Genomic DNA, 26,735 nt, shown 5'->3' with positions numbered 1-26,735 from the left:
CCTTCTACTCCAGAAGCGCGGCGGGGCGCAGCCAAGCGCTTTGGGTATCGCCGGGAACCGTGGCCAGCGCGAGTGCGGTGAGTGTCTGTTTCGGATCGCAGGCGTAGAGCCCACTGGCCCACGCCGGGTTGGCCTCGACCACCGCCCAGCCCTTGCCCACAATCTTGCCGATATCGAGAACCATCACGGGAGGCAGGAGTCCCTCAAGCTCGGGGAGCAGTGCCTTGGTGAAGCTCCGCAGCTCCCCGAGCTCGTCGGGGCGCGCCACCGAGTCTAGCTTGCCGTCGCGGAAGTACGGCGAGCGGGTGACGATTTTACCCGCACACACAAACAGCCGCCACTCGACCTCCCAGTGGACGGGCTCGGAGAGCAGGACGGGCGTCGTTCCGGGAACGACTTCCTCACCCGGGAGCGCTGCACCGCTAGCATAGACCCGCGCCGGAAACGACTTATCCGCCGCGGGCTTGGCAAAGACCGGGCCACTCTCCCAGAGCCGCGCCTCGGTCAGGGTCGTGAGCGCGACGTGGCGCAGTCGCCACGCATCCGGCAGGCGCACCAGGAAATCATCGGCGGGCTCCAAGAGCCGCACCCCCAGCTGCGCCGCGACAATATCGCAAAACAGCGGGTCGCCGTAGAGGACCGGCTGATCGGACGCAAAGCCCTCAGGGAGCTGGTAGCGCACGGGAGCAAACCGCCACCCCCGCGCGACAGCCGCCTCCTGCAGCGCCTTGATATCCGGGTTGCTCGCCCGATCCGGGACAATCAGTGTCGGCATCGCGTTAGTTTCCCTCGATTAGCTCCAGAGCCGCAGCTCCGGGTCTTTGAGCTTGTCCAGCAAGGCGATGTTTTGCCGCCATGGCAATTGTCCAACGACCCGTTGGACAATTGCCTCGTCTGGCCAAGCGGCAGCAAAAGCGCGCATATACAACAAGCTTGTTCGCGAGAATCCCTGCATCGTCGGAAACGATGCTTTTAGGTCGCGGGAGAGGCGGTCAATCACCTTGCTGCCCCAGCCCTCTGCTTGTTGCTTCTGAAGAATGTCGTGCCCAATGCTCCAGTACAGACGGACCAGTTCGGTGTTGACCGCCACGGCGGCGCGGACCTGCACGGTGCTCACTCGCTCCTTGATGGCCTTCAAGAGCGCGTCGTAGCCGGTGGGAAGAAGCTCTACTTGCCTAGCATCCATGCGCCTAGTGTACCGGAATGCGCTCCTTCAACCACGGGCGATCCCGCGTGAAGACGGGCGGCTCGACCGAGCCCCAGGCGCTCCGCAGAGCCAGCGCGCTCTGCTCCTCGCCGGTACGCTTATGCGTGTAGGTCACGGGCTCCTCGCGGGTCTGGCGCTCGATCACCCGGCCACGCTTGAAGCCGACCGGCAGGTCGTTGAAGTTGATGCCTTTCTCCGCAAAGAGCCGCTCCTGCAGCTGATCCGTGGAGAGCCCCTGGAGCGAGGCGTGCGAGAAGTGGGCGTGCGCCGTCATCGAGATCGCGTTGCGGGTGGCGTCCTGCTGGCGCCAGATAAAGTAGTTCTCCACCTCGACTGGCATTGGAATGGTCCAGACCCGCGCATCAAAGACAGCTAGTTTATCCGCAACACCACGGGCAATGCGGGCGGCGTTGAAGTGCGCGGTGACAAGGCTCGCCGAGATCGAGGCCAGCTTCTGGAGGTTGCCGTCGAACCACGCCTCGGTGCCCGTGTCGCTAAAGTCTGTCAGAAGCACGCTGATCTCATCGCTCTGGACATAGCCGAGCGCGGCACCCTGCGCCTCCTTGCAGAGCGCGGCGGCAGCCCGATCCATATCGGCCATGAGCTCCAGGTCGTAGGGGCGGGCGCAGCCGCGCGTGTAGGTGTGGAACGCCTTACCGTCGATACGGAGCAGCGTGTAAGTGCGGCGCGGTAGTAGGAAGCGCGTGCGGCTCTCGTAGTCGCGCTTCATACGGTCGCCCAGGTCATCTTTCATCGTGAGGGCTTTATCGATGGCGGAGCGCTGGGTGCTAAAGGCGGGGTGCAGGGAGGAAGGCCGCTTGGAGCTTGAGCCCTTCCAGCCAGAGCGCTGCCATCCCCCGTGTCGTGGGAGTGAGCAGGAAGAACGTGACGGCCCCGGGAACCGATGTCACGAGCTGCCAGTCTCCCAGTGGGTTGGCCCCGCGTACCCAGCGCGACCTCAGCGCAAAGCCCTCAGCAGTCTTCTGGCACGCCAGAAGTACCGCCTGCTCCCCCGAGACGCCCGACCCGAGCGAGAGCATTCCTTCGTCGGAGAAGGACACGTTGGGAGAGACCCCACGTCCCTCGACAATCGCGGAGGTCCACACCCGCGTGAGCTGGCGAGTCGGGTTCTCCCAGCCATCCACATAGAAGACCTGCACGCCAGCGACACTGGGAACAACCTGGAAGTTCTGAGGCCAGAAGCGCTCAAAGCGGCGCTCTTCTCGCCGTGCCTCCGGCTCGGGGCGAGCCGAGGTCTGGGGAATCACCAGGTTGCGTAGCCTTCCCCGGAACAGCCCCTGGGCCGCGCTCTCGGGAGCCAGCACCCAGAGGGGTACTCCGTCGCGATAGGCCTTGAGACGGGTGGGCAGAAACTCCCCGCGCCCCGGTAGCAGAACCGGAGCCGCAAACTTGAAGGGCATCTGCTCTGTCAGCGGCTTGGTGACACTCCCCACGGTGCCTTTGCGGCGACGCTCCCCCAAGAGCCCACTGTCCCCCTCCGCCGCGGAGGCTAGGGTATCGAAGGTGCGCCCGCCGTCGTGGCTGGTCGCCATTGCCAGTACGTACTCCGGGTTCTGATCCTCGGTAAAGAAGACCCGTAGCTCCCGGCCCGACACGAGAATCTGGGGCGCACTAGCCGAGAACTCAGCGCGGCTGAGGGTGGTGGGCGTAAGGGTGAGACGACGAAGCGGTACCGATGAGAGTCGGGTTCCCCCTTCAGGCACACTCTGGCGCGCGAAGTTCCGCGGCTCCAGTCGAGCGAACTTCACCTGATCCTGCATCCCAACCGTCTCCAGCCAGACAATCCCAAAGCCCCCCTCGCTGTAGGCGAGGAGCGGGTAGCGCTCCCCCACGGTCCGATTGAGCTGTTCTGAGAGATTGCTCGCGACGATCACAGGGGGGCTAAAGCGGCTCCCATCGGTGCTGGTCTGCACCAGCAAGTGCCGTCGCTGGACATAGGCAATCAGGATAAACCCGTCGCCCAGTGCGACTTGAGGTTGCCAAGCGAAGCCCTCAATCGAGCTTGGCTGTGCCCCCACAGAGAGCGCGGTCACGGTGTAGCGGCTCCCGCCATCCGTGCTCACCGCGACCTGGAGTAGCTCCTTCGCCCGCCAGATCGCCACCACCCGGTCGCCCTCGGAGGCAACCTTGACCTCAGGCTCCTCGACCTCGGCAGCGGTTCGAAACGTCCCCAGTAGCTGAATACCCGCCAGAGGGCGTAGCTCGCCCACCCCGAGGGGATTAGGAAGCAGATCCTTTTGTTGCTTGGGAGTGAGTTCCACCTTTTGCGCCTGTGCTTTCATGTTTCTATTATTGCTCCATTGCCCCCTAACGGCAAGCCAAGCCTTCAAGGAGTGTCTTGCTCTCTTCCACCAGATTCCCACAAGAGAGAAATCCAGTGGTAAAATCCCCCACAGGAGAGTTCCATGCCATTTCGTGATAACACCCCAATGCTGGACCAGTACCGACGTGAGCTGATCCTGATCCCTGAGGGCGAGTTTCTCCGGGGGGGCACTACCGGCGATGAAAAGCCCGCCCAGAAGCTGGCCCTTGGTGCCTACCGTATCGGAAAGAACCTGGTGACCGTCGCGCTCTACGAAGAGTTTTGCCGGGCCACCAAGCGCCCCCTGCCCAAGGCGCCGGTCTTCAATCCTGGGTTTACCAAGAAGGACCACCCCATTGTCAATGTGAGCTGGGACGATGCCAGGGCGCTGGCGGACTGGGCGAGGCTGACTCTCCCCACCGAGGCGCAGTGGGAGAAGGCGGCACGCGGCACCGACGGCCGCCTCTACCCGTGGGGACCGTCGAAGCCCGAGTCGGCGCGGGGGCACTTCCCGCTTCTGCTCATGCGCAATAAAAACTTCAGCAACAACCTCCCACGGGTTGGCACCGCCACCGTGGGGCGCTACCGCAAGGGCGCCTCGCCCTACGGGGTATTGGACATGGCGGGCAATGTCTGGGAGTGGTGCGCGGACTGGTACGACGAGGACTACTACAAAAAATCCCCGCTCAAAGACCCCACCGGGCCGGCGTCCTCCCGCAAGCACTTCCGTGTCCTACGTGGCGGCGGCTGGGCAGACTTCACCGACAAGTTCCAGTGCAGCCACCGGAGCGGGGCCACCCCCAACACCCAGAACGACAACACCGGAATCCGCCTCGCCGCCCCCGCTCGCTAGTGCCGCCGGTTGGAAACCGGCGTCTGCAGTGACGCTTCGCGCCGCAAAGCCCGGGTACCCTCCGGGTGCGGGCTAGTCTACGGTGTCGAGACTCGTGCACGAGCGATCATGGCCTTCAGCGACTGTTTCTTCTCCGCTTCCCACACCGGCCGCGTGCGCTCTCGTTCCAGAATCGCTTCCATCAGCTCGTCAAGCTGCGCTTCAGGGGCTTTTTGCGGGAGCAGGCTCCAGCGCACGAGCTCTATAAAACGTGCCTCGCCCAGTTCTTTGAGCAAGGGTTTCAAGGGAGCACGCCGACCCGTGCCCCACTTACCCACCTGTGGGGAGCAGACATTGCCACAAACCTTACAGGTCAAGTTCTCACCGAGTTCCATACCGGCTTTACAACGAGGGCAGTGCGGCCTAGGTCCCGCAATCGTTCCTCCGGCTGTGCGATGGACATGGAGCTCCAGACCATTTCTCTCCGCCGTCTTCAATGCCCGCAGAAAACCCGCTTGCCCAAAGAGCTCCCAGCCATTACGGCTGCCTTCGTTGCGTTCCATCGTCTCGAAGAGCTGACGGAGGACAGAGACGCCCCCCGCAGGCATGATGGGCTGAATCCAGAGACCAAACCAGAGTGGCGTCGTAACCGGAAAATATCGGGCAAGCTCGCCCCGAAGCCCCTGCTCCTCGACGAGCAGATCGAACGGGTCAGGGTCTTCGACAAACCCATATTCCTCATCGTGATCGTCATCGGAAAAGCCTCCTGTACACCCTACAACCTCTATTGTCGAGCACGCCGGGCAGGAGCCGCAGAGCATCTGCAAGCCTTTCCAGCCTCCCTGCTTTCGGTAGCGCCGATCCACGGAGAATCCCCATGCCGGATACGCCCACCCTCTGCCGTCCGCTCGACTTCCCAAAGAGCCCGTTGCAAATTTGCAGGAATCCCAAAGCAGATAGATGTCCTGGTAGGCTTGTCGGGTTACATAGGGTGGGTTTGCGATGTCACAGCGCAGTGCATCACTATGAGTAGCCGCGTATCCAACCTCACCCCCGTACGAATTGTTCGGGTCGCGCAAGGGGCAAGGGTGCGCCAGTGCCCACTCGATCCGTGCGAGAACCAGGCCCATCGACGCGCTCCTAGGTCAGCTCCCCCGCTTCACGTTTTGCCAGCACACGCAGGAGGGTTTCATAGTCGTAGTCGTCCAGGTTTCTTGGGGTTGTTCGGAGAGGCTCCAGAAGCGAGAGACGATCCGGTGGACAGAGGTAGATGGCATTTCGGGCGGCGTTTTGCTGCAGAAAGGGGTTCTCCGAGGTGAGATACTCCTCGATAAATCCCTGACAGAGCGCGGTATCTACCACGTCCCACTCCGGGCGCGGCGTCTGCGCGGGGTAGTCGAAAGCGTTGTTGCCTGTTCGTGCCTCGCGGACAAGGTCGCAGAGGAACGCGGGGATGTCTCGGAAGAGCGGCTGAATAAAGTACGGATCCTCGTGGAAGAGAAAGCCCAGCCTGCCTTGCAAGGGACCTGCAAGGAAGTAACACATGTAGTTGGCACTATCCGTCCACAGAGGCAACAGGTTTGTGTAGAGGGCGGCCTCTTCCTCCGTCTCAAACCACTCCTCCAGAATCGCCCTGCGTGTCTCCAGCGCCTCCGCCACGGGCATCAGGGTGAAGCGGGTTCCATGCCCCCTTGCGAACTCGGCGCTCTCTGTTGGCCAACCGTCGTCGGAAAACCCATTGTGATCGGCGTACAGCGCACGCACGGGATCGGGCGACGTAGCTCCCGGCACCTCGTCCAGTTGCTCCAAGTCTACGCTATCCGCTCCGGGGAAAAAAGTCAACGGGAGCTGTCGAAGCGCCGCCAGTGCCTCGGTCATGGTCGGGCGGCTCATAGCCCCACCTGCTCCCGTGCTTTGTCGAAATCAGCTTGGCCTCGGGCGGCCATGGCGCGGCCGCGCTCTTTCTTGTCTCGGATGCGGTCGCCCTCCAGAGGAGGCATCATGCCCCAGTTGGCGTTCATGGGCGCGAAGTCCTTGGGCTTGCCTTCGTAGTGGGCGACATAGTGCGTCAGGCACCCCAGCGACGTGCTCTGCGGGAAGATGATCGGTGTCTCACGGCTGGAGTTAAGGCCGGCGATCAGGCCCATCGCGGCGGACTCTAGATACCCCTCCACCCCGACAATCTGCCCGGCGAAGCGAATCCGTGGGTCGGACTTGAGGGCGAGCGTGGCGTCGAGGAGGCTCGGGGAGTGGATGTAGGTGTTGCGGTGCATGACCCCAAAGCGCACGAACTCCGCGTTCTCCAGGCCGGGGATGAGCTGGAGGACTTTCTTCTGCGCCCCCCACTTCATGCGGGTCTGGAAGCCGACTAAGTTGTAGAGAGTCCCCGCCTTGTTCTCCTGCCGCAGCTGCACCACGGCCCACGGGCGACGCCCCGTGCGCGGGTCTTCCAGCCCGACCGGCTTGAGCGGGCCAAAGGAGAGCGTCCGCTCGCCGCGCCGCGCCAGCTCCTCGACAGGCAAGCAGGCCTCGAAGTACTTGATGTCCTCGAAGTCGTGAACCGGTGCCAGCTCCGCCTCCGTGATGGCCTGCCAGAGCGCGGTGTACTCCTCCTTGTTCATCGGGCAGTTGAGGTAGGCCGCATCGTCCGACGTGTCCGCCTCCAGCCCCTTGCCCCGCCGCGACGCCCGAAAGACCTTCGTATAGTCAATCGTGCTGGCATCGACAATCGGCGCGACCGCATCGTAGAAATAGAGATCGTAGCGCCCGGTGAGCTGCCCAATCTGGGCCGCGAGCGCATCGGAGGTCAGCGGGCCGCTGGCGATAATCACCTTTCCCTCGCCCGGAATCTCCGTGGCTTCGTCGCGGACAAACTCAATACTCGGGTGCGCCAGGAGCCGCTCGGTCACCAGCTCCGAGAACGCCTCCCGGTCCACGGCCAGCGCCTCGCCCGCGGGAACGGAAGTGGCATCGGCGCAGCTCACGATGAGCGAGTCGAGCTTACGCATCTCATCTTTGAGCAAGCCGCTCGCATTCGAAATATGGTTGCTCTTAAACGAGTTCGAGCAGACAATCTCCGCCGCCTTGTCGCTCTGGTGCGCCGGGGTCAGCTTCTTGGGCCGCATCTCGACCAGCCGAACCTTCGCCCCCCGCTGCGCCGCCTGCCACGCCGCCTCGCTCCCCGCCATCCCCGCCCCGATTACTGTGACATCAAAAGACATGGCTATCGTTGTATCGCGAGCGGCGCGTCACTGCTATGCCGCGTGAGATACTCCATCACTTCTGTGTGCATTCGCTCAATCTCTCGTCGGTAGCCTCCCGAAACCTGCGGAAACTCTTCCCGGCTGGCACTGACCCGAAGCTGGGCCAGCAAGCTCTCAAAGCGCACAATGCGCTCCTGTGTTACTCTCAGTTCTTGGTCATTTTGAATCATGGCACCACCTCAATAATACCGCGCCGCCCCCCGTCACGCCGTGTTTGCCAGTAGTCAAGAAACTCCTCCACGGTCTCCAGGATCAGCAAGTCTGTCCGAATCCAGAAAATACTGGCTCCAAAACGCCGGTCTTCTTCATCGTGATCGAAGAGAAAACAGGCTGGTTCGCCTACTCTAGCACTCTGAAATCCCGGACGCATCACCAGGATGACATCCACATCGCCGGGCTCTGGTTTTGTGGTAACAAAGCTTCCAAAGACAACAAAGCGCTCCAAAAACGTGGTTGCGCTCGCGAGCCCGTAGAGCTGTTCCAAGCGCTGAAGAAGCTGCTGGCGACGTTCCGTTCCTCCGAAATGCTCGGCCAGCTCCGACCAGCTAGCAGAGTAGATCCCTTCCGGCAGGTTTCCATCACTTTGAAAGGCAGGAAGTGGCACTCAGCCCACCCCCCTTTCGGAAACAACCACAACAACATCAGAAGACATGACTCTATTCTATCCTGGCATTGAAGCAAGAAACCCACGCGGTACTCTGAGAGATATGGACTTGCTCTGCTCGGCGAATCAGACTGTCACTATTGACTTTCGCTCGTATGGCGATGGGGGTTTCTACTCCTATCTTTTCACCTACCATCCCGCGCCTCGGCCTTATCTCAGCGTCAGGGAAAAGGCGGCACCGTTTCTTCCGAACCCATCCCCAGAGCCCCTCGCCGATGTTTTGCTCACCCCCGCGCAAGTCCAGCGGCTCCAAAATCTGATCCGCTACTACCGCCTCCCTCACGGGAGCGGGTGTACTCAGCTCAAGGAAGTGGCAATTACCTGGCTCAAAGGCGACCTAGTACTAGGAGAAGAGCACTACAAAGACGAAAGCTGCGCCAGCGGTTATCTATTGGATGCGTCACCCCACGATCTTGCGGTACTGCACAAGAGCCCTAAAGGGCGAGCTTGGAGGAACTTGCCACCCACACCCGTTTTGAGTCTGAGTAGGGTTGGAGAGCAGGCAAAGGACGCAGCACAAAAAGGCAAACAGCAGGTCTGGCTTCGTGACATTCCTCACTCGCAAACAGAAGCTGCTATAGAGATTCGCTCGCAGCGCCAAGAGGAGCAAAACACCCGTGCAGCAGAAAAACGTCTCCATCGGCTCCCTGGCTTTGCGCGCCTCGACGCGCAGTACCTGCTGTCAGATTTTGACCAGAGTAGCTATATGTTTCTCGAATCTCTCTCAAAAGAGGGGGCAGCTCTCTCTATGACTCTCAAGCCACGCCGACGGAAGCGTATTGACCAGTTTGACTGGTACATTCCGCTTGTGCACGGTAAGCCAAAGCTCACTGGTGAGACATTTCTGCGTCAGGCAAAACGACTCACTGACAGTGTCGCCTCTCTCGATTGGCTGGACAGGTGGCGGCAGGCTGCACCGGGGCGGACGATTGAGGCGACACTCTACGGAGAGAGCTTTCTCAACCCCGACACGTCCTCTGATGATCCCCACACCCTCTGGAAAACAGCCGGGCTGTCGGGAAGCCCCTTTGCCGTTCTCACCCTGAGACGCGCGGATCCCTCCTATCTGAGCTTGGCCGTTGGCGCAAACGAGAAGCGAAGCCTCGTGTTACTGAACTTTCTATCCAAGTCCGAGCAGGAGTGTCAAGCGCATCCTCTGGATTCTCTCGGACGAGAAAAAGCCGTCCGGGGAATCGTGCGTCAGACTTTTCTTCTGGATGCTCAGGGGCGTCCCTGACATGCCTACTGTTATTTTAGGGAAGCAGATAGTCGTCGGGGGTGACACGCTGGACACGGACGTAGAACTCATCGGCATCCGTCAGGCCAAGGGGCTTGTCGAGAACCATCTTGGTGTTCTCCCCGACCGTCACGGTCTGCGTGCCCAGCGAGATCACCGATGCCTGAAGGTTGTCTTTGACCCGCAGAAAGTATTCGAGCCGCGCCGTTTTCTCATCGTCGCTGAAGTGGGCGACAATGCCAAGTGTCTGCCCCTGAGCCTGTAGCTCCTCGAAGTAAAACTCAGCCGGGGCGTCTTTGGCGTGCGCGGTGATCGGAGCCTGAAACAGCTCGCCCTTCTTCTTTACCTGGACGCGGGTTTCGGCATAGATCGAGGAGTTGGCTTGTTGGGAAGCAGCCACGGAGTTGGGCGCCACTTTCGGCTCCAGCCACGCGGTCATGTTGAGAGCGGAGAGTGAAGACGGGAGGGCATCACTGAGGGGAAGGGTGGTCTTCTCCCCAATCTTGAGCGTCAGCTCCGGCAGAACCACGGTCTGTGTCTGTGATTTCGGCAAAGAACGCACAAGCCGCCACTCCAAGCGAATCGTCTTATCATCGCCATCACGGTGTGGCGTGAAGATCAGCGCGACCTCGGGCTTGACAGGAACCTGACAGTTCCAAGGGCGTTTTTTCATCTCGTCGAGCTCCGCCTGGTTGTACTGAATGCCTACCGTCAACGACTCGCTTATTTCTGTCGAGAGCGGAATTCCTCGCGTGATCTCGCCATCTTTGGTTGCGTGCAGGTAGAAGTGGATGTACTGGGGCGGCGCAGACGTATCGAGCTTCTCCAGAACCGCTCTCAGCGCGGTATGCCCGGCGGGAGTTGCCTTGACCATGATGATGCTCCGCACATCGTCGGGCGTAATGGACGCAACTCCATCAGGCCGACGCGGGTTCCGAGGACTGTCTAGCTCTTGGAGAAAGTAGGCCGGCGAGACATTGTGCAGGTCGTAGACAACGGTTGTGAGCTCGTCTTTTGGCGAAGCAGCCTGGATTAGAGAGACAAATGCGGGGGGAGTGGGTAAGAGCATAACTTCAATCTTCTTTCCGGCTCCAAGACAGGAGCTCGATGATATTTCCTTTGCGCCCGTTAGGGAACTAATAGTCGTCGGGGTTGGCGCGTCGGACACGGACGAAGAACTCCTGTTTGTCGGGGAGTACCATGGTCGCGGGGAAGGTGATTTTCGTGTAGACTCCCACGGTCACGGTCTGCGTCCCCAGGAAGATCAGCTGATCCTTCGGTTTTTGTTCCGCCACCAAGACAATATCAAGAGTGGCGGTCTTCTCATCGGGGCTGAAGTGTGGGGTGATCCGCCACTTGTAGAAAGAGACCTCGCTCGCAGCTCGGCCAGGCTGCGGACAGAGGGAGACGGCTGTCGGCTCAGAGAGAGGGAACTCCGCGGTCGCCTCTTTTTCAATCGGGACGATAATGGCTCCGTCAAGCGTGTCCTTTCCTTTCATTTTCAGGCTGACTTCCGAAAAAATGGGGATGATTTTCTTAACGGGAAGGGGCTCGGGCTCGGGCACCACATCAAATCGCGTGAGGAGCAGCTTCAGATCCGCATGCCCCGTCGAGGTCGCAGCGACCGTGATCTGCCGCTTCGTGTAGTCGCACTGGATCGTTTGGACACCTTTGGGACGTAGCGTCGCTGGCGATGACCTATCGACCATGTACAGAAAGTAACCCGGCGGGACATGGCGCAGCTCGTAGCTCACACGCGTGATACCTCGCTCTTTTTCTGCAGCGGCCTGCATCAGGAAGATCAAGGCGGGTGGCGGCGTCAAGAGCATCTTTTACTTTCCTTCTGTCTTCAGAAGTGTCGCGGTGAGAAAGAGCAGGCCATCGTCAAGCGGGATGCGCAGCTCCTGGCCGAGGGCTCCCGCCTTCATCAGGGGCACTTTCTTGGGATCGGCCAGCTTTGAGGGCTCCCCGACCTCACGGAGAATCTCGAAAGTGACAGACTTGTTGTCGTCGCTCAAGTGCGGGATGATCAGCAGGCCACGGGCGAGGGCATCTTCTCCCAGAGTCACGCGGGTTTTCTGGGCATCGGCAGTGCGCAGGCGCAGGTAGATCGTGTTCTCGCCTTCCTGCACAAACTGCACCTTCAGCTCTAGGACGACGGGCTTGACATCAATCAGACGCAGGAGCGCCTTGAACTCCGCCACGGCTTCTTCGGTGCCTTGGAGAATTAACACCTTATCCACATCGCTGATAATGACATTACGCAGCCCATCGGGCCGGAGACTCTTCTGTTTCCCGTTCCCGTCGATTCGCTTCATCGCCGCCGATGGCGCTACGAAATGGAGCTCAATCTTGACAAGGCGCGGTTTCTCCTGCGGGAGGGCTTGCTGAACCAGTGCGGGGGGAAGGGGGAACGGCATGGGAAGAGCCTTATCTACTGTCGTGTCGCGGTGAGAGACAGCTCCTGGTTGTGGGGAAAGACAAACTTCAGCTCCCCCCCGAGCTTACCGGTCTGCACGAGCCATTTTTCTTTATTGACCTTTGCCGCCACCACAACCGTCTTCCCATCACGGTTGAGGTGTGGGATGACCGTGACACTCTGGACATCACAGCTGAGAGGAGGGGGCACGGTGAGACTCTGGATATCCGCCGCCCCGCCCACCGTGATGCTTGCTTTTAAGTTGCTAAATGTCTGGACAACGGGGTGGCTCTCGGGCTTGCCTTTCTGCACCTGGCGCATCGTCAACAGAACCCCTTGAGGCTCCACATCCAGGCTCTTGAGAAACGCCCGGAGCTCCTTAAGGGCCTCGGGGGTGCCCTGGGCAATGAGCGTATGGTCGGCATCGCTTGCTATAAGATTGTCCAGCCCCACAGGCCGCGCCGCGAGCGGCACCTTCCCCGCCGACACCCGCGCCTTCAGGCTCTCGTCCTCGAAAAACAGCGGTGCGAGCTCGGGAGTGCTGAGCAGTTCCACCAGCACCGTGGGGATGAGATGGGTCAGCTCAACCTTGATGGGTGCAACGCGCGGGCGCGCAGCCTGAGGCCTGGCATCGGTCTGGGTGAGTACAGTCAGCGTAGGCGGGGTGATAAGTAGCATTTTTAATTCTCCTGAGCTCTTCGACTCCCATTTTAGCAGAACCTTCACCCTGCCCGCCTATGGCTTTCGTCCCCGGCGCATTCCTGGTATATTTAGAGCCACGATGCCTGTTGATCCCTCGGTTATTGCTGCGCTGACGGTCGCCCTGGACACCGACTCCGAGAACCTGGCACTGCGGCTCCATCTGGTGCGCCTCTTGCTCGAAGCGGAGCGCTACCCCGAGGCACTGGAGCACAGCGCTTTTGTGCTCAGCCGCCAGCCCGACAACACAGAGGCACTGACCTACGCCGCCCGTGCGGCTGAAGAAGCCGGGCAGAGCAGCCGCGCCGATAGCTACCGCCGGCTCCTGCGTGCCCTCCGTGGCGACGGCGCAACCGCGCCAGAGCCACCCACGCCCCTCACCTCCACCCCCGCTCCGGCTCGCCTGCGCACCGACGGCTGGGACGAGGCCCCGGAGCCGATCTTCTCTGCCGAGGAGTCGACCATACGCCTCTCCGATGTGGCGGGGATGGAGGCGGTGAAGCGGCGGCTCAATATCGCGTTTCTGGCCCCGCTCAAGAACCCTGAGCTCCGGGCGATGTACGGCAAGTCCCTGCGCGGCGGGATGCTGCTCTACGGCCCGCCCGGCTGTGGCAAGACCTACCTGGCACGCGCAGTTGCAGGCGAGCTGGGCGCGCAGTTTATCTCGATCGGGCTCGCCGATGTGCTGGACATGTATGTCGGGGAGTCCGAGAAGAACATCCGCGCCCTCTTTGCCGAGGCGCGCCGTCGCCGCCCGTGCGTGCTGTTCTTCGATGAGATGGACGCGCTGGGCCGCAAGCGCAGCCTACGCCGGGAGTCCGCCACCCGCGATACCCTCAACCAGCTCCTCTCCGAGCTCGACGGGGTTGGCAGCGACAACGAGGGGATCTTTGTCCTGGCGGCGACCAACCACCCGTGGGATATCGACGCGGCCCTGCGGCGGCCGGGGCGCCTCGACCGCACGCTGCTTGTCTTGCCTCCCGATGCCCCGGCGCGCGAGGCGATCCTGCGCCTGCAGTGTGCCCAGCGGCCGGTCGGGACTCTGGACTACGCCGCCCTCAGCGCCCGCACCGACGACTTCTCCGGGGCCGATCTGGTGCACCTGGTCGAGACCGCTGCGGAGTACGCCCTAGAGGACTCGGTCGTCCGCGGCACGGTCCGGCCTATCGGCAACGACGACTTCAAGAAAGCCCTGCGCGAGGTCCACCCGAGCCCCCGGCCCTGGCTGGACATGGCGCGCAACTACGCCCTCTTTGCCAATGAGGGGGGAATCTACGATGAGCTCGTGGAGTACCTGAGGGCCAAGAAGCTACTCTAGGAGGAGACCATGGACAGCGAAGACCGTAGCAGAGAGAGCCTGACACGTGCCCGCCACCTGCTCCAGCTCGACCGCCCGCAGCAGGCCATCCCGCTCCTGACCGATGCCCTGCGCGAGGCCCCCGACGATCCCGAGGTGCTGGCGGTCCTGGCCTGTGCCTATCTCCAGTGCAACGACTATGTCCAGGCCCTGCGCTGGGCGGAGCGTGCCGCGGTCGAAGACCCGTTTGAGGAGTATCCCCACCGCCTGCGCGCCTTTGCCCTGCTCGCTCTGGGGAAGAAGCCCGAGGCACTGGCGGCGGCGCAAGAGGCGGTCCGCCTCGATCCCCACGAGTCCGCCGCGCTCTGGGTGCTCTCCCAGGTCTACGGCCAGACCAAGCGCTGGAAAGAGGCTCTGGCGATTGGCGAGGAGCTCACCGAGCTCTACCCGGAGGACCCCGATAGCCACCAGGCACGCGCCGAGGCGCTCTTAGGGCTACGGCGCTGGCAGGAGGCGGAGCAGGCCGCCCGCGATGGCCTAGGGGTTGCGCCCGATAGTGCGGGGCTCCCTATCAGCCTCGCCCGTGCGCTCTGGGGCCAAAAACGCCGCCCGGAGTCGCTCCAGGCCTACCGCGAGGGGGTACTCGCCGATCTTGGGAGCTCCTTCGCACAGAGCGCCCTTGCGGAGCAAGTGGGTGGCTATCTCGTGCCCGCGTGGCTTGCGCTTCCCTGGTATCTCTGGATGTGCCTGACCAGCTTCTTCTGCTGGGCCGCCCACCACATTCTCGGCTGGTGGAGCTGGTGGGGGCTGCTCTGGTCGCTGGTGGTGCTGGTCTGGAACACGATGTACCTGCTCGACACCGACCACTGGATCCTGCGCTACCGCCGCCGCCAGTACTTCACCATCCCTGAGGAGGTCCGCCGCCACCTCTGGCTGGCCAATGCCTTTAGCCCGAGCCTGCTCGTGATGGGGATTGTCCTCTTGCTGGGGCTCGTCACTGCGGTAACCCTGATCGTCTTCACCTTCTTCCCCCGGCTCGTCCCTGCGCTTCCGGACTGGCCGGGCTTCGCGTTTTGCTACTTGGTGGGGCTCTTCTTCTCGGTCTTTGCCTCGATGTCGCGCTCAGGGAAGCACATGGAGGAGATCAAGTTCCTCAAGCCCCTCGAGCTCACCGAGCCCGCGCCAACCTCCCCGGACACGCCCGCCCCAGACTGGCTACGCCACGCCCGCCCCCGCTTCGAGGACTTCGACCTCAGCCAGGACCTCCCCACGCCCCCTCTCCTGCGGGTCGAGGACCTGGAGCTCGAATAAGGTCTTCACGTTTTTGCCTCCCCCCGCGCCTTAGAGCGCGACCCCCTCCGGCAAGCGAAGGGGGTAGTTCAAGCCCATAAAACCCTTCACGAAGCTGGAGGGTGGCGAGCCTAAGCGAGCCGGGAGGCAAAACCGAATGACCGTGAATAACGCCTCGTCCGAGCAGGAAAAAGCCGGCGCTAGCGCGAAACGGTCTGGCATGGAAACAATGGACTTGGCAGGCAAGGTGGCCCTGGTGACGGGCTCGGGGCGCGGCTTGGGGCACACGATGGCCTCACGGCTCGCGGCGCGCGGGGCGATTGTGGCGATTCACGATATCTCCCGTGAGGCTCCGGCGGAGTTTGGGGAGTTTGCCGACCTCGATGCCTCCGCGGCGGCGGCGGGCGCAAAGCTGGGCGTCGTGGGCGATGTCTCCAGCGAGAGCGACGTGGCACGCTTTATCGGCGAGATCGAGGCGGCGCTGGGGCCGATCGATATCTTGGTGAATGCAGCCGGCGGCGATATCGCGGCGGCGGGGGGCAAGCCCAAGCCCAACGATGCCCTGGGGGTGAAGCTGGTGGACATGCACGCCATGCTCAACCGCAACCTCATTGGGACGATCCTTCTGTGCCAGGCCGTGGGCGGGAAGATGGCCGAGCGCAAGGGTGGCGCGATCGTCAATATCGCCTCCAGTGCGGCGCATATCGGCCGCGACGATGGTGTGATCTATGCGGTGGCGAAGGCGGGGATCGTGGAGTACACGCGCTGCCTGGCGTATCAGCTCCGGCCCCACGCCGTGCGGGTCAATGCGGTCAGCCCCGGCCCCACCCGCACCGCACGCTTCGATGCGACCCGCCCGCTCGACCCGGCCATGACGGTCACCGAGGGGACCTTGGACCGCTACGGCCTCCCCGCCGAGGTCGCCGACGGGGTGGTGTTTCTCTGCTCGCCAGAGGCACGCTTTATCTCCGGCCAGATCCTCCGGGTCGATGGCGGCCTCCAGCTCTTTGCGGCTTAGTTTGCAGGCCCGGACAATATAGTAGCCCTCTCAAGCCGGAACCCTTGTGGTTCCGGCCTGATCCTCGGGCTGTGGTTCTGGCACATATCCCCCTGTTATGCCACGACTCCTTGAATGATACTTGTTGGCAAGACCCCGGTGAGCTTCTCTTGCAAGCCCCCGTGCGGGTAGGTCAGGCGCGTGTGGTCCAGCCCCATCAGATGGAGAATGGTCGCGTGCAGGTCGCGCAGGTGGTGGCGATTGACCACCGCCGCCTCGCCCAGCTCATCGGTCTCGCCGTAGCTCGTGCCCGCCTTGACACCGGCACCGGCCAGCCAGTAGGTGAAGCCTTTCGGGTTGTGGTCTCGTCCGCCCGGCTTACCGCCTGTGTTGAAGGTCTCCGAGACCGGCATGCGCCCAAACTCCCCACCCCAGACCACCAGGGTCTCGTCGAGCAGACCGCGCTGCTCCAGGTCCTCCAAGAGCGCCGCAATTGGCTGGTCCACCTCGGGACAGTGGAGCCGCAAGTTCTCCTCGATCCCATGGTGACCGTCCCAGGTATTCTGCCCCCCCGCTCCGCCGCCGCCCGAGTAGAGCTGCACAAAGCGCACGCCCCGCTCGACCAAGCGCCGCGCGGTGAGACACTGCCGCCCAAACGGCGCGGGCCCCTGCGCCAGCGGGTGCCAGGTCGGCTTGGGTGTGTTGATGCCATAGCGCTCCAGGGTGCGCGGGTCCTCTTTCGAGAGATCGAGCGCCTCGGGAGCCGTGGTCTGGAGCTTAAAGGCCAGCTCGTAGCTCGCGATCCGGGCCGCCAGCTCGGAGTAGCCGGGGTGGGTGCGCTCGTGCTCCGCATTGACCACTTGCAAAAAATCCAGCTCGCGCCGCTGCTGCTCGCGGCTCGTCCCCGCCGACGGCTTGAGGTCCAGCATGGGCTGGCTATCGGTTCGGAGCACGGTTCCCTGGTACTTGGCCGGCATGAAGCCGCTGCTCCAGTTGGGTGCGCCCGTGGTCGGGCCACCCCGCGGGTCGAGCATCACCACGTAGTCCGGCAGGTTTTTATTGAGCGTCCCCAGCCCGTAGGAGAGCCACGCCCCCAGCGACGGGTGCCCCTGGAGAATCCGCCCGCTGTTCATCTGCAAGAGCGCACTGCCATGGGCAAACGAGTCCGAGTAGAGCGACTTGACCACCGCCAGCTTGTCCATGTGCCGCGCGAGCTGGGGAAACGCATCCGAGCACCAGAGCCCGGACTTCCCATGCTGCTTGAAGCTCCGCCGGCTTGCTTGCAGGGTCGCCTTTGTCTTAGTCCCGCGCCGAAACTCGTTCTCAATCGTCTGCCCATCGCGCTTTTGCAGCTCCGGCTTGTAGTCGAACAAATCCACTTGGCTGGGGCCACCGAACATAAAGAGAAAGATGCAAGACTTGGCCTTCTTGCGCGTGTTTTGCCTCCCCCCAGCCCCCTCCGGCTTCGCGAAGGGGGAGTCAGCGAGCAAGTTAGCCAGCGCAAGGGCGGGGAAGCCCGCGCCTTGCTCCCAGAGTGGGCGCGGCAGCGGCGTGAGAAGGCGGTGGTCGTCGGGGTTCATGGTGTTGCCCCCCTAACCCCCGTGAAACGGGGGGACAAATTGGAATCGGATTCCTTAGATTCCCCCCGCCGGGCGGGGGTTAGGGGGCTGGTCTTAATCCACATAGATCACCTCGTTGAGGTTGAGCAGTGCGCGGCAGAGGCCGACCCAGGCGGCGTGGTCGGGCTGGGGGCCGAGCAGGTGCAGGGCGGCTTGGCGCTCGCTCTGGCGCGGCATGCGTTGGAGCGCGAGGGCGAAGGCGCGGGTGAGCTTGTCGGGGTTGTTCTCCGTCGCCAGGCGCGTGGCGAGCGCCTCGGCCTGCCTCTGGACAAAGGAGTCGTTGAGGAGAATCAGGGCTTGCGGTGCCGTGGTCGTGACCGGGCGCACGCCCGCGGGCGAGGTGCTGTTGGCGAAGTCCAGGGCATCCAGGAGCGGGACTTTTAGGGCGCGCTTGACCACCAAATAGACACTGCGCCGGTTCTGCTCCGCCTCGGGGCTATCGTGCCAGTTGGCGTTGGCAGGGTTGCCGGAGTCGCGGATCTCGGCGGGGAGGGTCGGATAGACACTGGGGCCGCCTTGCTTCAGGTCGAGCAGCCCACTCACGGCGAGCAGCGTGTCGCGCACCGCCTCGGCCTCGATCCGCCGCAGGTTCTGCCGCCAGAGGAGCGTGTTGTCCTGGTCGAGCGCGAGGGCTCTCGGGTTGTCGGTCCGCGATGACATCCGATACGCGCGGCTGGTGACCATGAGCTTCTGCAGGCGCTTGAGCCGCCACCCGCCGCGCACCAGCTCACCTGCCAGATAGTCTAGCAGCGGGAGATTGGTGGGACGGAGCCCGGTGTTGCCAAAGTCATCCGGCGTGGGGACGATCCCGACCCCAAAGTGGTGCTGCCAGAGCCGGTTGACCAGCACCCGCGCCGTGAGGGGGTTGCTCGGGCTCGCGATCCACGCCGCCAGCGCCGTGCGCCGCCCCGACGACTGACCGTGCGCCAGGATCACCGGGGGCTTCTGCGCCAGCACCTCAGGGAAGGCGGGAAAGACCTCCTCGCGGGGAGAGCCCACCTCGCCGCGGGAGAGCACGTAGGTTGACTTTGCACTGGCCCCGTTCTCGTTCACCGCCAGCGCCTGCTCCGTAGGGTTGGCGAGCGAGCGCGTGATCCGCCCCGTGCCACGCCCGCCGCCGCCGGTCTTGTGCTGGCCGTAGGGATCGATCCCGCGTAGAAAGCTCAGCAACCGGTAGTAGTCGCGCTGGCTGAGGGGGTCGTACTTGTGGTCGTGACAGCGCGCACAGCCAATCGTCAGCCCCAGAAACGCCGCGCCCGTGGTCACCATCACATCGTCGAGGTCGTCGAACTCCGCCACCAGCGTGTTATCGGGCTCGTCGTCCCAGACATGCAGCCGGAAGAAGCCCGTCGCGATAATCCCCGCATCGCCGCCGCCCTCCAGCTCATCGCCGGCGAGCTGCTCCTGGATAAACCGATCGTAGGGCTTGTCGGTGTTGAAGGCATCGATGACATAGTCCCGGTAGCGCCAGGCATGGGGCTTCTCGCTATCGCGCTCGTAGCCATTGGTCTCGGCGAAGCGCACCAGATCGAGCCAGTGCCGCCCCCAGCGCTCCCCATAGCGCGGCGAGGCAAGTAGCTTGTCCACGAGCGCCGCCCACGCCGCCTCGCTGGGGTTCTTCTCAAACGCCGCGACCTCGTCGGGGCTTGGTGGCAGCCCCCAGAGGTCGAAGTACAGCCGCCGCACCTGCTCGCGGGGTGTCGCCGGCGGGCTCAGTGCCAGGCCCTTGGGGGTGAGCCGCGCCAGAAGAAGCTTGTCGATGTTTGTTGCGGCCGCGGGCGGCTTGACCGGCTGAAACGCCCACCACTTTTTATCCGCCTCAGTGACCGCAAAGTCCCGGCTCCGCAGCTTCGGGCCCAGCGCGGGGCTCGCCGCTACTGTGGCTGTCCTCGGGTCGGGAGCACCGGCGCGCACCCACTCCGTCAGCACGGCTTGCTCGCTCGCAGGCAGGAGGCCGGTCGGCGGCATGGGGGCGTCTTTGCTCTTGATGCGCTCGATCAGGCGGCTCTTCTCGGGCTTGCCGGGGACAATCACCCCGCTTGCTTGCCAGCCATTTTTTGAGTCTAGGCGCAGGTTACCTTGCTGTTTCTCTGCCCCGTGGCAGGGGGTGCAGCGCTTGAGCAAGAGTGGCCGCACTTTCGCCTCGAAAGCAGTCTGGGCATGCGCCGCCGTTGCTAGCAGACCCCAGACGATCAGCCCCAGTGCTCGGAGTCTTGCGTGCGCCATTGTACGATCTAGTTCGGCGGTCTGAGAGCTTTTTCCTTTATCCGGCGGCCAGCACGGGGACGACCTGCGAGAGCTTCCAGCGGCGCGCCTCTCCCTGCAGCACTATCCCTCCAAAGACCGCCGAGCCACTGCCGCCATCCCCGAGAGAGTGATCGTCGAAGGAGTACTGGTAGCGAAAGCTCACCAAGACAGCTTGCTTGCCATCCCACCAACTCGGGCCAAGCTCCAGCGTGACTTTCCCAATTGTTTTCTTTGCGGGGAGAAACTTCTGGCGGCGCTGCTCCACCCGAAACGCCTCGGTGAGCCGCGCCTGCTCGGAGCGGGAGAGAGCTACGGTCTTGAGAGACGCCCCATTGTGGGCCTCGAACTGCTGCTGGGCATCGTCGGGGAGAGAGAGCTTAGGGACACGGACGAGCTGGGGCTTGCTAGGCACCTGAAACAGCGCGAAGCTCGGGCGGTACTCGCACATCCCACTGTCGCGCTGGAGAGCGTAGGCGATCAGGGCAGCGAAGGCAGTGGCGCGAAGAGCTTTCTCGTCGGGAGGAGTCAGGAACATGATGATACCTACTTCAGCGACGCGGCAAGAATCTCCTTGTTGTCGCGCGCGTAGAACAGCTCCCCGATCACGGTTGGCGGGGTCCAGCAGCGCCCGGTGAGGAGCGGCACACCGGGCTCTGTCTTGAGGCCCCCTTCCGTCGCTCGGCCCCGCGTGAGCAAGCCATCGCCGCGCAGAAAGAGCGTGTCGTCACCGAGCTGCAAGAGATTGCCGTCAGTCTGCCCCCGCTCGCGCCAGAGCTCCTGGCCATCGGTGAGGCGTAACGCGCTGATAAAGCCGCCGTTGTTGCAGCCCAGCACGAGCTCACGCGTGGCGGCCCAGTTGCAGTAGAAGTAGGTGGACTTCGTGTTTACCCAGACCTCTGTAGCAGCGTTTTTAGTAAGCCTCAGCAGGCGCGTCCCGAGCACGCCCTGGCCCGAGATCACGACACGCTGCTCCGGGAGCACCAAAGGCGTGGGGACATTGGTCAGCCCGAGCTTGGGCATCGGATAGCTCCAGCGCGCCGCACCGTCTTTGGCCGCCACCCCCACCAGCGCATCCCGCGTGAGCTGCACCAGCTGGTCTTCGCCGTCGATACGCACCCGCATCGGGGAGGCGTAGCTTGGCTCAGCCGGCGCAGACTTCCAGCGGATGCGGCCATCGCGTGGCTCAAAGGCGACCAGTGTGGCCTGCTTTCCCCCCACGTGCACCACAAACGCGCCGTCGTAGGCGAGGGGGCTTGCGGCAAATCCAAACTGGACGGGTGTCGCGTCCAGCTCTTTGACCAAGTCGCGCTCCCATAAAATCTTGCCCGTCGCGGCCTCAAAGCACTTGAGAAAGCCCGTAAAGCCCAGCGTCAGCAACTTGCCCTGCCAGAGAAGCGGGGTCGCCTGAGGCCGGATTGGATCACTTGTGTACGACTCCTGCTTGGGCAGCATCGCCACGGGTGTCTTGTGCTCCCAGCGCGTCTTACCCGTCGCCGCATCCAGGCTCACCACCACCTCAACCCCGGCCTCGCGGCTCTTATTGAACCCCTCGGCGTAGAGCGTAAAGAGCGCTTTTTCGTCCCCGACAATCCCCGCCGTCCCCTCGCCCAGCCCCCGACGCCAGCGCACGGTCGGCGCACCTCTCGGGGCGGGGGCTTGAGGAAGCGAGAAATCCCGGTTCGGGCCGCCGTACTGAAGCCAGTTATTTGCCATACTTCTTGTAATCCTCGCCGCCGGTTGGAAATCGGCCGCATAGGGCATTGTACCCAGACCCCGTGCCCACAAACTCCGTCGAAAGCCCCACGCAGAGAGTGCAGAACGGGGCTACAGTAAGCCATGAAAGAATCCGAGTTCGTTCGGCGGCTCCAGCTCGAAGTGGAACACTGGCACGACGAGGGCCTGGTGGACGCCGCCCTTGCGGAGCGCTTGCTGGCGCGCTACGATGGCCAAGATGGCCCGGCGCGGAGCAGGCTCGCGGTGGCACTCTCGTTTCTGGGGGCGCTGCTGATCGGGATCGGGATGATTGTCTTTGTCGCCTCCAACTGGGCCGTGATCCCCGGCGCGGCAAAGCTCGGTGGCCTGCTGGTGGCGATGGTGCTCGCGTACGGGGGGGGCTTTCGGTTGCGCTATGTTGGGGAGAGCTACCATGGGACGGGCAATGCCTTGCTCTTTCTGGGGGTCCTGCTCTACGGCGCGAATGTCTTTCTGGTGGCGCAGGCCATGCACATCAACGCCGAGGCACCGTCGCTTTTGGTTCTCTGGGCCGTGGGTGTCCTGCCGCTGGGCTGGCTCCTGGAGTCGCGGGCGATGCTCGGGCTGGGCCTGATCCTGCTCACGGTCGCGCTGGGTGGGGAGGCCGCGTTCTGGTACGACAGCCCCGGCGGGTTCTGCGCGGTCTCCCTGCTCTGGGGCACGCTCCTCGTGGCGCTAGGCCGCTTAGTCCCCCGCCTCGCCGGGCTCGCCGGGCTCGGTGCCTTTGTGGTCTTGGCCACCTTGACCCTCCTCGCCGATTTTGGGCTCTCCTTTTACAGCTCCCCTAGCGCGGAGTGGGCCTACCTTGCGCCGGGTGGGAAGCTTCGGCTAGTGCTCTTGGGCGCGGTGACCTTGGCAACCACTCTTGCGCTACTCTTCCGGCGGGGCCAAGAGCCGCTGGAGCGGGGCGAGGGGCTGGTGCTCCTCGCACTGGCAGTGCTGGCGGGAGGCTTGCTCGTGGGGGGCGGCATCGACGAGGCCCTGCTACGGACGGGCTTTAATATTCTCTTGCTCCTGGTGATTCTAGGCGTCCTCTGGGTCGGCTATGAGCGACGGGAGCCGGGGTGGGTGCAGCTGGCGCTGGCGTTCTTTGCGCTGGAGGTGCTGAGCCGCTATGTCGAGCTGCTCTGGGAGCGCCTCCCGATGGAGATTTTCTTCCTGAGCGCGGGAGTTGTCCTGCTGGGCGGCGGGCTGGCGCTGGAGCGCATGCGACGGACACTGCTCAAGAAACTGGCGGAGAGGGAGTAAGGCAATGCAAGCGTTTCCAAGACGGTTCGCGCTGATCGTGGCGCTCCAAGTGGCGCTGATACTCGGGCTCCTGGGAGCGCGGCAGCTGACGCTCCGCACGGGGCAGTCGGTCCTGCTCCGGGTCGAGCCCATCGACCCCGTGGACTTCTTCCGCGGCGAGTATGTCGTGCTGAGCTATAGTATTTCGGAAGTGCAGAGTAGCTGGCTGGCGGGGCCACCTTTGCAGAAAGGCGAGACGGTCTACATGCCCCTTGAGCGCTCAGGCCGCTTTGTGGAGCCCGGAGCCCCCTCCCGCACGCGCCCCACCGACTCTTTCGCGTTCCTCAAGGGGACGGTCACCAGCGCGGACAAGACCCACTGCCGCGTCGCTTACGGTATCGAGAGCTGGTTTGTCCCCCGTGGAAAAGGCCCGGAGCTGGAGCGCGAAGGGCGCCGCAACGACCGTCAGCTCATCGCGGAGGTGCGGGTGGACACCCAAGGACACGCCGTCCTAAAAGCGGTGACGGTCGAGCCCAAGCGCCCTACGCCCAAGCGATAGTCACGCGCCTTTCTTCAGCTCCCCGACAATCAGCAATGCGCCGGGATAGAGCGCTCGGTCGTTGAAGCGTGCCGGGTTGTCCATTTTTTCCTTGCGCTGGGCGAGAATCTTCGCCTTGTCCGGCTGGTCGGGGTGAAGAGTGATCATGACCGTATGGAGCGTGTCGGGCAGATCGGCACCAATGAGAAGAGTCGCCAGCCGGTGGTAGGTACAGTAGGCATCGAAGCGCGGCACGAGGCGCGGCGGCTGGTTGTCCAGTAGGACCGTCACCTGCCCACAGTCCGGCCCCAGAATATCGTAGAGCGCGGCGTAGGTGCCGGTAAAGGAGAACGTCAGGGTGGCACCAGGCTGCGTGCTGCGGTAAAGTCCACCGCCCATCCGCCCCGCAAAGCTCTTCGCGACCGGGTTGCTCGCCGGATCGAGCGCCACAAACCCCGCCGAGAGCTGCGCCGGGCTCACCGGAACCAGCGTTGCCTTCTCGTAGTTTGCTCCGTTCAGCGGCTTGGGCAGCCCGTGCCGCCGCGCCCGCTGCGATGCCATTGCAATCGGCTCCAGCGAGCGAACGATAGCCTGAAGATAGAGCTCGTGGCCGGTCTCGGGGTAGGGATGCACCCCATCGTTGGCAAAGACCAGCGGGCCGTCGGCGCTTCTCTCCTTCGGCAGAGGCGCTTTCCAGAGCAGCTTCCCCGCCTTCGCCAGCGCCGCCACTTCAAGCGCCAGATGAATGCTGGGAATCCCGTAGTGCTCCGCGACTCCCTCCATCACGCTGGCGGCGCGGGGGAACTTGCCCTCCAAGAGCGGCGGGACGAGGCTCTCGGTGACCGTGTAGACAAAGCAGATATCGCAGCTCGGGAGCGCCTTCCAGGTCTGGCGGACAATCCCCTCCATGCAGCGCGTGATCTGCTCCGGTGCCGCGCCACCGTCGTTGACCGCGAACTCCACAAACAGCAAGTCCGGCTTCTTGTCTAAGACGTCTTGCTTGAGCCGGAAGACCCCGAGATCCGAGCCCGTGCCGCCGATGGCCGCATTGATCTCCGAGAACTTTGCCTCAGGAAATGCCTTCTGAAAGTGCGCCAGGGTCTTGGGCCGCCAGCCGGGCTGCGCGGTGATCGAGCCCCCCAGATAGCCGATCTTGACCTCGGCACCGGGCTTCTTTGCCTTTGCTAAAAAGTTCGGGAGCCCCTGGCGCGGGCGGCACTCTTGGGCAGGGACGAGCGGGAAATCTTGACGGTTCATGGCTGGACTTTCTGTACGAGTGGCGTTTCTTGGGGAGCGAGAAAGCGTGCGAGCTCGTCTTGGGCGGAGGCGGCGCTCTGCGACTCTTTGGCGACACTGCGGGCGGACTCCGAGAGCGCAGCGAGCGCCGTGGCATCGAGTGCACCCGACTGCTGCGCCGCGATTGCGTCCCGGAGCGCGGCGATCTTGGAGAGAATCTCCTCACGCAAAACAGTGGCGCGGCGCCCCACGAGCGCGGATTTTTCCTGGCTCTCGGCGCGCTGCTCGGCGGACTCGGCCTGGCGCAGGAGCGAGGCGGAGATCACGGGGTCGGTCTCGGTCGCAGCGCGCTCGGTCAGCTCCCGCGCCTGCCGCTGTAGTAGCGTGCTATCTTGCGGCTGGATCACGACGGCAGGAAGCGCCTCAATGGCCTCCCCGAGCGCCGAGAGCGCCTCGCGCACCTTGAGTGCTGTCGCGTCGTTGGCCTCGACCAGCACCGCATCGCGCACGAGCTGAAGATAGGCTTTTGTCAGCTCATCCTGGCAGCGGCTGATCATGTCCTCCACTTCTTTAGGTGTGAGTGCTTCGTGCGCCTTTCGAAAGACAAACTGGGCAACGGGGCCATGGGCAAGAAACCAAAGCGCGGTCGTGCCCGCGCCAAAGACAGAAAATCCCAGTGCTGCGTTGCGCAGCGACGCCCCCACGACAATGGCGGGAAGCACAGCAAAGAGTCCTCCCATCATCATCGTCAGCGCCGCCATACTCTTGGCTCCTGGTGCGGCTGCCGGTGCCGCGAGAGCCGCCTGCTCCTCAGTAAGTTCCATGCTCTGGGCCCAGTAACGCCCCATCTTCCCCAGCTCCGGCTTGGGGATAGGCTCATCCACCCTCGGCTCTGCAACCCCCTTGGCAGAGCGTCGCCGCACGAGCTCGATATGGTAGCGGCTACTCAGGTTCTGAGGAAAAATCTCCATGGCCTATTATAGCCGCCGCCTGAACACGGGTAGCTCCTTTGTGCTAAACTTCCCACAAATGCCCAAGCTCATCTACTTCATCACCCACCCCAATGTAAAAATCGACCCCGCGGTGCCCGTGCCGCAGTGGCCGCTCTCGGAGCGCGGGCGGGAGCGCATGGAGCAGGGCCTGCGCCAGCCCTGGGTCCCTACCCTCACGGCGATCTACTCCAGCACGGAGCAGAAGGCCATCGACGGTGCCGAGCTGCTGGCCAATCTCCTCGGTCTTGGCTTTACGCAGCTCGAGGCCCTCGGGGAGAACGACCGATCGGCGACCGGGTTTCTCCCGCCCGACGAGTTCGAGCAGGTCGCCAATGTCTTCTTCGCCCACCCCGAGCAGTCCGTGCGTGGCTGGGAGACGGCACGCGCTGCCCAGAACCGAATCGTGAGCGCTGTCGAGGCCCTGGTCGCCGCCGATCCCACCGACGGCCCAATCGCAATTGTCTCCCACGGCGCAGTCGGAACCCTGCTCTACTGCCACCTGACCGGCGAGCCGATCAGTCGGCGCTGGGACCAGCCCCCCAACGCGGGAGGCAACTACTTCGCCTTCACCCTAGAGCCACGCACCGCCCACTTTCATTGGAAAGCCATCGATGACTTTGAGGAGCATCTCGCCGCACTCCACGAGCAAGGCCGTCAGTGCGCCGAACGCGGCGGACAATTTGAAGAGAATCCCTTTCTTCGAGAAGGTCAGGACTGGCAGCTATTAGCATGGAATCGTGGTTTTAAAGAGCGCAGTATTCCGAATCCCTCGTGCTCCGAGTGCCACGGCACGGGGGTTATTATTCTCCGTTCACCAGAGGACCCTAGCCCCTATGATGGGGCCCAGATTCAATGCCTGTGTAACAATCCTGAGCGACCATAAGAGAGGGATTTGT

The 26,735-nt window shown here is 63.3% G+C and carries 27 protein-coding genes; 8 read left to right on the top strand and 19 right to left on the bottom strand.

The features are described 5' to 3' along the window. Positions 1 to 4: 4 nt before the first annotated feature. The 4 genes from HNQ39_RS09675 to HNQ39_RS09660 are packed head-to-tail and all read right to left on the bottom strand — an operon-like array spanning position 5 to position 3,510. On the bottom strand, positions 5 to 775 hold the full coding sequence (locus HNQ39_RS09675) for an ATP-grasp domain-containing protein (protein WP_184194597.1): 771 nt from the start codon (positions 773 to 775) through the stop codon (positions 5 to 7). 18 nt (positions 776 to 793) lie between these two features. Next, on the bottom strand, positions 794 to 1,186 hold the full coding sequence (locus tag HNQ39_RS09670) for a DUF1016 N-terminal domain-containing protein (RefSeq protein ID WP_184194594.1): 393 nt from the start codon (positions 1,184 to 1,186) through the stop codon (positions 794 to 796). Between the two features lie 4 nt (positions 1,187 to 1,190). Next, positions 1,191 to 1,961 carry a tRNA(His) guanylyltransferase Thg1 family protein gene (locus tag HNQ39_RS09665; RefSeq protein WP_184194591.1) on the bottom strand — a complete coding sequence of 257 codons (771 nt, stop codon included), beginning with the start codon at positions 1,959 to 1,961 and terminating at the stop codon, positions 1,191 to 1,193. Between the two features lie 34 nt (positions 1,962 to 1,995). Further along, positions 1,996 to 3,510 (bottom strand): hypothetical protein, encoded by a 1,515-nt coding sequence (locus tag HNQ39_RS09660; RefSeq protein WP_184194588.1) that lies wholly within the window; start codon positions 3,508 to 3,510, stop codon positions 1,996 to 1,998. 123 nt (positions 3,511 to 3,633) lie between these two features. On the opposite strand from HNQ39_RS09660, the gene HNQ39_RS09655 reads away from it, so the two are divergent. Beyond that, complete coding sequence (locus HNQ39_RS09655) at positions 3,634 to 4,383, top strand: formylglycine-generating enzyme family protein (protein WP_184194585.1); 750 nt, start codon at positions 3,634 to 3,636, stop codon at positions 4,381 to 4,383. Positions 4,384 to 4,460: 77 nt separating this feature from the next. Here the strand turns inward: HNQ39_RS09655 and HNQ39_RS09650 are convergent, their stop codons facing one another. From HNQ39_RS09650 to HNQ39_RS09630, 5 genes are all read right to left on the bottom strand, one after another. Next, a complete protein-coding gene (locus tag HNQ39_RS09650; RefSeq protein WP_184194555.1) occupies positions 4,461 to 5,228 on the bottom strand; it encodes a hypothetical protein in 768 nt (255 codons plus the stop codon). A 274-nt stretch (positions 5,229 to 5,502) separates the two neighbouring features. After that, positions 5,503 to 6,255, bottom strand: a complete 753-nt coding sequence (locus HNQ39_RS09645; RefSeq protein WP_184194553.1) for an SMI1/KNR4 family protein — start codon at positions 6,253 to 6,255, stop codon at positions 5,503 to 5,505. Next, a complete protein-coding gene (trmFO, locus tag HNQ39_RS09640) occupies positions 6,252 to 7,589 on the bottom strand; it encodes a methylenetetrahydrofolate--tRNA-(uracil(54)-C(5))-methyltransferase (FADH(2)-oxidizing) TrmFO (protein WP_184197697.1) in 1,338 nt (445 codons plus the stop codon). Before trmFO ends, HNQ39_RS09645 begins: the two co-directional genes overlap by 4 nt. Next, positions 7,586 to 7,795, bottom strand: coding sequence for a hypothetical protein (locus HNQ39_RS09635; RefSeq protein ID WP_184194550.1), 210 nt, complete (start codon positions 7,793 to 7,795; stop codon positions 7,586 to 7,588). The genes trmFO and HNQ39_RS09635 overlap by 4 nt, the downstream gene beginning before the upstream one ends. Further along, entirely contained in the window at positions 7,792 to 8,229 is a 438-nt protein-coding gene (locus tag HNQ39_RS09630) for a DUF6932 family protein (RefSeq protein ID WP_184194547.1), read from the bottom strand. The genes HNQ39_RS09635 and HNQ39_RS09630 overlap by 4 nt, the downstream gene beginning before the upstream one ends. Before the next feature lie 103 nt (positions 8,230 to 8,332). On the opposite strand from HNQ39_RS09630, the gene HNQ39_RS09625 reads away from it, so the two are divergent. After that, positions 8,333 to 9,526 carry a hypothetical protein gene (locus HNQ39_RS09625; protein ID WP_184194544.1) on the top strand — a complete coding sequence of 398 codons (1,194 nt, stop codon included), beginning with the start codon at positions 8,333 to 8,335 and terminating at the stop codon, positions 9,524 to 9,526. Positions 9,527 to 9,542: 16 nt separating this feature from the next. Here HNQ39_RS09625 and HNQ39_RS09620 read toward each other — a convergent pair whose 3' ends face one another. From HNQ39_RS09620 to HNQ39_RS09605, 4 genes are all read right to left on the bottom strand, one after another. Then, positions 9,543 to 10,595, bottom strand: a complete 1,053-nt coding sequence (locus HNQ39_RS09620) for a hypothetical protein (RefSeq protein ID WP_184194542.1) — start codon at positions 10,593 to 10,595, stop codon at positions 9,543 to 9,545. A 67-nt stretch (positions 10,596 to 10,662) separates the two neighbouring features. Then, positions 10,663 to 11,355 carry a hypothetical protein gene (locus HNQ39_RS09615; protein WP_184194539.1) on the bottom strand — a complete coding sequence of 231 codons (693 nt, stop codon included), beginning with the start codon at positions 11,353 to 11,355 and terminating at the stop codon, positions 10,663 to 10,665. 3 nt (positions 11,356 to 11,358) lie between these two features. Continuing rightward, positions 11,359 to 11,946, bottom strand: a complete 588-nt coding sequence (locus HNQ39_RS09610; protein ID WP_184194536.1) for a hypothetical protein — start codon at positions 11,944 to 11,946, stop codon at positions 11,359 to 11,361. Between the two features lie 14 nt (positions 11,947 to 11,960). Then, positions 11,961 to 12,623, bottom strand: a complete 663-nt coding sequence (locus HNQ39_RS09605; RefSeq protein WP_184194533.1) for a hypothetical protein — start codon at positions 12,621 to 12,623, stop codon at positions 11,961 to 11,963. Positions 12,624 to 12,726: 103 nt separating this feature from the next. Between HNQ39_RS09605 and HNQ39_RS09600 the strand changes: the two genes are divergently transcribed. From HNQ39_RS09600 to HNQ39_RS09590, 3 genes are all read left to right on the top strand, one after another. Continuing rightward, complete coding sequence (locus HNQ39_RS09600) at positions 12,727 to 13,962, top strand: ATP-binding protein (protein ID WP_184194531.1); 1,236 nt, start codon at positions 12,727 to 12,729, stop codon at positions 13,960 to 13,962. Between the two features lie 9 nt (positions 13,963 to 13,971). Beyond that, on the top strand, positions 13,972 to 15,252 hold the full coding sequence (locus HNQ39_RS09595; RefSeq protein ID WP_184194528.1) for a tetratricopeptide repeat protein: 1,281 nt from the start codon (positions 13,972 to 13,974) through the stop codon (positions 15,250 to 15,252). A gap of 199 nt (positions 15,253 to 15,451) precedes the next feature. Next, positions 15,452 to 16,249, top strand: a complete 798-nt coding sequence (locus tag HNQ39_RS09590) for an SDR family NAD(P)-dependent oxidoreductase (RefSeq protein ID WP_184194525.1) — start codon at positions 15,452 to 15,454, stop codon at positions 16,247 to 16,249. Between the two features lie 95 nt (positions 16,250 to 16,344). On the opposite strand, the gene HNQ39_RS09585 is transcribed toward HNQ39_RS09590, so the two are convergent. From HNQ39_RS09585 to HNQ39_RS09570, 4 genes are all read right to left on the bottom strand, one after another. Beyond that, the gene (locus HNQ39_RS09585; protein WP_184194522.1) at positions 16,345 to 17,808 is read right to left on the bottom strand and encodes a DUF1501 domain-containing protein; all 1,464 of its coding nucleotides are present in this window, start codon (positions 17,806 to 17,808) and stop codon (positions 16,345 to 16,347) included. A gap of 93 nt (positions 17,809 to 17,901) precedes the next feature. Next, positions 17,902 to 20,073: a PSD1 and planctomycete cytochrome C domain-containing protein gene (locus HNQ39_RS09580; protein ID WP_184194519.1), complete on the bottom strand. Its 2,172-nt coding sequence runs from the start codon at positions 20,071 to 20,073 to the stop codon at positions 17,902 to 17,904. A gap of 37 nt (positions 20,074 to 20,110) precedes the next feature. After that, on the bottom strand, positions 20,111 to 20,629 hold the full coding sequence (locus HNQ39_RS09575) for a hypothetical protein (protein WP_184194517.1): 519 nt from the start codon (positions 20,627 to 20,629) through the stop codon (positions 20,111 to 20,113). Positions 20,630 to 20,637: 8 nt separating this feature from the next. Continuing rightward, complete coding sequence (locus tag HNQ39_RS09570) at positions 20,638 to 21,807, bottom strand: outer membrane protein assembly factor BamB family protein (RefSeq protein ID WP_184194514.1); 1,170 nt, start codon at positions 21,805 to 21,807, stop codon at positions 20,638 to 20,640. Between the two features lie 123 nt (positions 21,808 to 21,930). Here HNQ39_RS09570 and HNQ39_RS09565 point away from each other — a divergent pair, with 123 nt between their 5' ends. Together HNQ39_RS09565 and HNQ39_RS09560 are read left to right on the top strand one after the other, a co-directional pair. Beyond that, positions 21,931 to 23,094, top strand: coding sequence for a DUF2157 domain-containing protein (locus HNQ39_RS09565; RefSeq protein ID WP_184194510.1), 1,164 nt, complete (start codon positions 21,931 to 21,933; stop codon positions 23,092 to 23,094). A 4-nt stretch (positions 23,095 to 23,098) separates the two neighbouring features. Beyond that, on the top strand, positions 23,099 to 23,632 hold the full coding sequence (locus HNQ39_RS09560) for a GDYXXLXY domain-containing protein (RefSeq protein ID WP_184194507.1): 534 nt from the start codon (positions 23,099 to 23,101) through the stop codon (positions 23,630 to 23,632). On the opposite strand, the gene HNQ39_RS09555 is transcribed toward HNQ39_RS09560, so the two are convergent. Both HNQ39_RS09555 and HNQ39_RS09550 read right to left on the bottom strand, forming a co-directional pair. After that, positions 23,633 to 24,868 (bottom strand): SGNH/GDSL hydrolase family protein, encoded by a 1,236-nt coding sequence (locus HNQ39_RS09555; protein WP_184194505.1) that lies wholly within the window; start codon positions 24,866 to 24,868, stop codon positions 23,633 to 23,635. Next, a complete protein-coding gene (locus tag HNQ39_RS09550; RefSeq protein ID WP_184194502.1) occupies positions 24,865 to 25,818 on the bottom strand; it encodes a hypothetical protein in 954 nt (317 codons plus the stop codon). The genes HNQ39_RS09555 and HNQ39_RS09550 overlap by 4 nt, the downstream gene beginning before the upstream one ends. A gap of 58 nt (positions 25,819 to 25,876) precedes the next feature. On the opposite strand from HNQ39_RS09550, the gene HNQ39_RS09545 reads away from it, so the two are divergent. Next, the gene (locus tag HNQ39_RS09545; RefSeq protein ID WP_221289936.1) at positions 25,877 to 26,722 is read left to right on the top strand and encodes a histidine phosphatase family protein; all 846 of its coding nucleotides are present in this window, start codon (positions 25,877 to 25,879) and stop codon (positions 26,720 to 26,722) included. The last annotated feature ends 13 nt before the right edge of the window (positions 26,723 to 26,735 follow it).

This window comes from Armatimonas rosea, assembly GCF_014202505.1.
In the GTDB taxonomy this organism is placed as follows: Bacteria; Armatimonadota; Armatimonadia; order Armatimonadales; family Armatimonadaceae; genus Armatimonas; species Armatimonas rosea.
This window is presented reverse-complemented; position numbering and strand designations above follow the sequence as displayed.

Excerpts from the sequence above, each read along its gene's own strand:
- HNQ39_RS09675 (WP_184194597.1), bottom strand. The coding sequence starts at position 775 with ATGCCGACACTGATTGTCCCGGATCGGGCGAGCAACCCGGATATCAAG.
- HNQ39_RS09610 (WP_184194536.1), bottom strand. The coding sequence starts at position 11,946 with ATGCCGTTCCCCCTTCCCCCCGCACTGGTTCAGCAAGCCCTCCCGCAG.
- HNQ39_RS09605 (WP_184194533.1), bottom strand. The coding sequence starts at position 12,623 with ATGCTACTTATCACCCCGCCTACGCTGACTGTACTCACCCAGACCGAT.
- HNQ39_RS09585 (WP_184194522.1), bottom strand. The coding sequence starts at position 17,808 with ATGAACCCCGACGACCACCGCCTTCTCACGCCGCTGCCGCGCCCACTC.
- HNQ39_RS09565 (WP_184194510.1), top strand. The coding sequence starts at position 21,931 with ATGAAAGAATCCGAGTTCGTTCGGCGGCTCCAGCTCGAAGTGGAACAC.
- HNQ39_RS09580 (WP_184194519.1), bottom strand. The coding sequence starts at position 20,073 with ATGGCGCACGCAAGACTCCGAGCACTGGGGCTGATCGTCTGGGGTCTG.
- HNQ39_RS09550 (WP_184194502.1), bottom strand. The coding sequence starts at position 25,818 with ATGGAGATTTTTCCTCAGAACCTGAGTAGCCGCTACCATATCGAGCTC.
- HNQ39_RS09615 (WP_184194539.1), bottom strand. The coding sequence starts at position 11,355 with ATGCTCTTGACGCCGCCACCCGCCTTGATCTTCCTGATGCAGGCCGCT.
- HNQ39_RS09625 (WP_184194544.1), top strand. The coding sequence starts at position 8,333 with ATGGACTTGCTCTGCTCGGCGAATCAGACTGTCACTATTGACTTTCGC.
- HNQ39_RS09660 (WP_184194588.1), bottom strand. The coding sequence starts at position 3,510 with ATGAAAGCACAGGCGCAAAAGGTGGAACTCACTCCCAAGCAACAAAAG.
- HNQ39_RS09620 (WP_184194542.1), bottom strand. The coding sequence starts at position 10,595 with ATGCTCTTACCCACTCCCCCCGCATTTGTCTCTCTAATCCAGGCTGCT.
- HNQ39_RS09545 (WP_221289936.1), top strand. The coding sequence starts at position 25,877 with ATGCCCAAGCTCATCTACTTCATCACCCACCCCAATGTAAAAATCGAC.
- HNQ39_RS09595 (WP_184194528.1), top strand. The coding sequence starts at position 13,972 with ATGGACAGCGAAGACCGTAGCAGAGAGAGCCTGACACGTGCCCGCCAC.
- HNQ39_RS09590 (WP_184194525.1), top strand. The coding sequence starts at position 15,452 with ATGGAAACAATGGACTTGGCAGGCAAGGTGGCCCTGGTGACGGGCTCG.
- HNQ39_RS09655 (WP_184194585.1), top strand. The coding sequence starts at position 3,634 with ATGCCATTTCGTGATAACACCCCAATGCTGGACCAGTACCGACGTGAG.
- HNQ39_RS09555 (WP_184194505.1), bottom strand. The coding sequence starts at position 24,868 with ATGAACCGTCAAGATTTCCCGCTCGTCCCTGCCCAAGAGTGCCGCCCG.
- HNQ39_RS09665 (WP_184194591.1), bottom strand. The coding sequence starts at position 1,961 with ATGAAAGATGACCTGGGCGACCGTATGAAGCGCGACTACGAGAGCCGC.
- HNQ39_RS09575 (WP_184194517.1), bottom strand. The coding sequence starts at position 20,629 with ATGTTCCTGACTCCTCCCGACGAGAAAGCTCTTCGCGCCACTGCCTTC.
- HNQ39_RS09635 (WP_184194550.1), bottom strand. The coding sequence starts at position 7,795 with ATGATTCAAAATGACCAAGAACTGAGAGTAACACAGGAGCGCATTGTG.
- HNQ39_RS09600 (WP_184194531.1), top strand. The coding sequence starts at position 12,727 with ATGCCTGTTGATCCCTCGGTTATTGCTGCGCTGACGGTCGCCCTGGAC.
- HNQ39_RS09670 (WP_184194594.1), bottom strand. The coding sequence starts at position 1,186 with ATGGATGCTAGGCAAGTAGAGCTTCTTCCCACCGGCTACGACGCGCTC.
- HNQ39_RS09645 (WP_184194553.1), bottom strand. The coding sequence starts at position 6,255 with ATGAGCCGCCCGACCATGACCGAGGCACTGGCGGCGCTTCGACAGCTC.
- HNQ39_RS09560 (WP_184194507.1), top strand. The coding sequence starts at position 23,099 with ATGCAAGCGTTTCCAAGACGGTTCGCGCTGATCGTGGCGCTCCAAGTG.
- HNQ39_RS09570 (WP_184194514.1), bottom strand. The coding sequence starts at position 21,807 with ATGGCAAATAACTGGCTTCAGTACGGCGGCCCGAACCGGGATTTCTCG.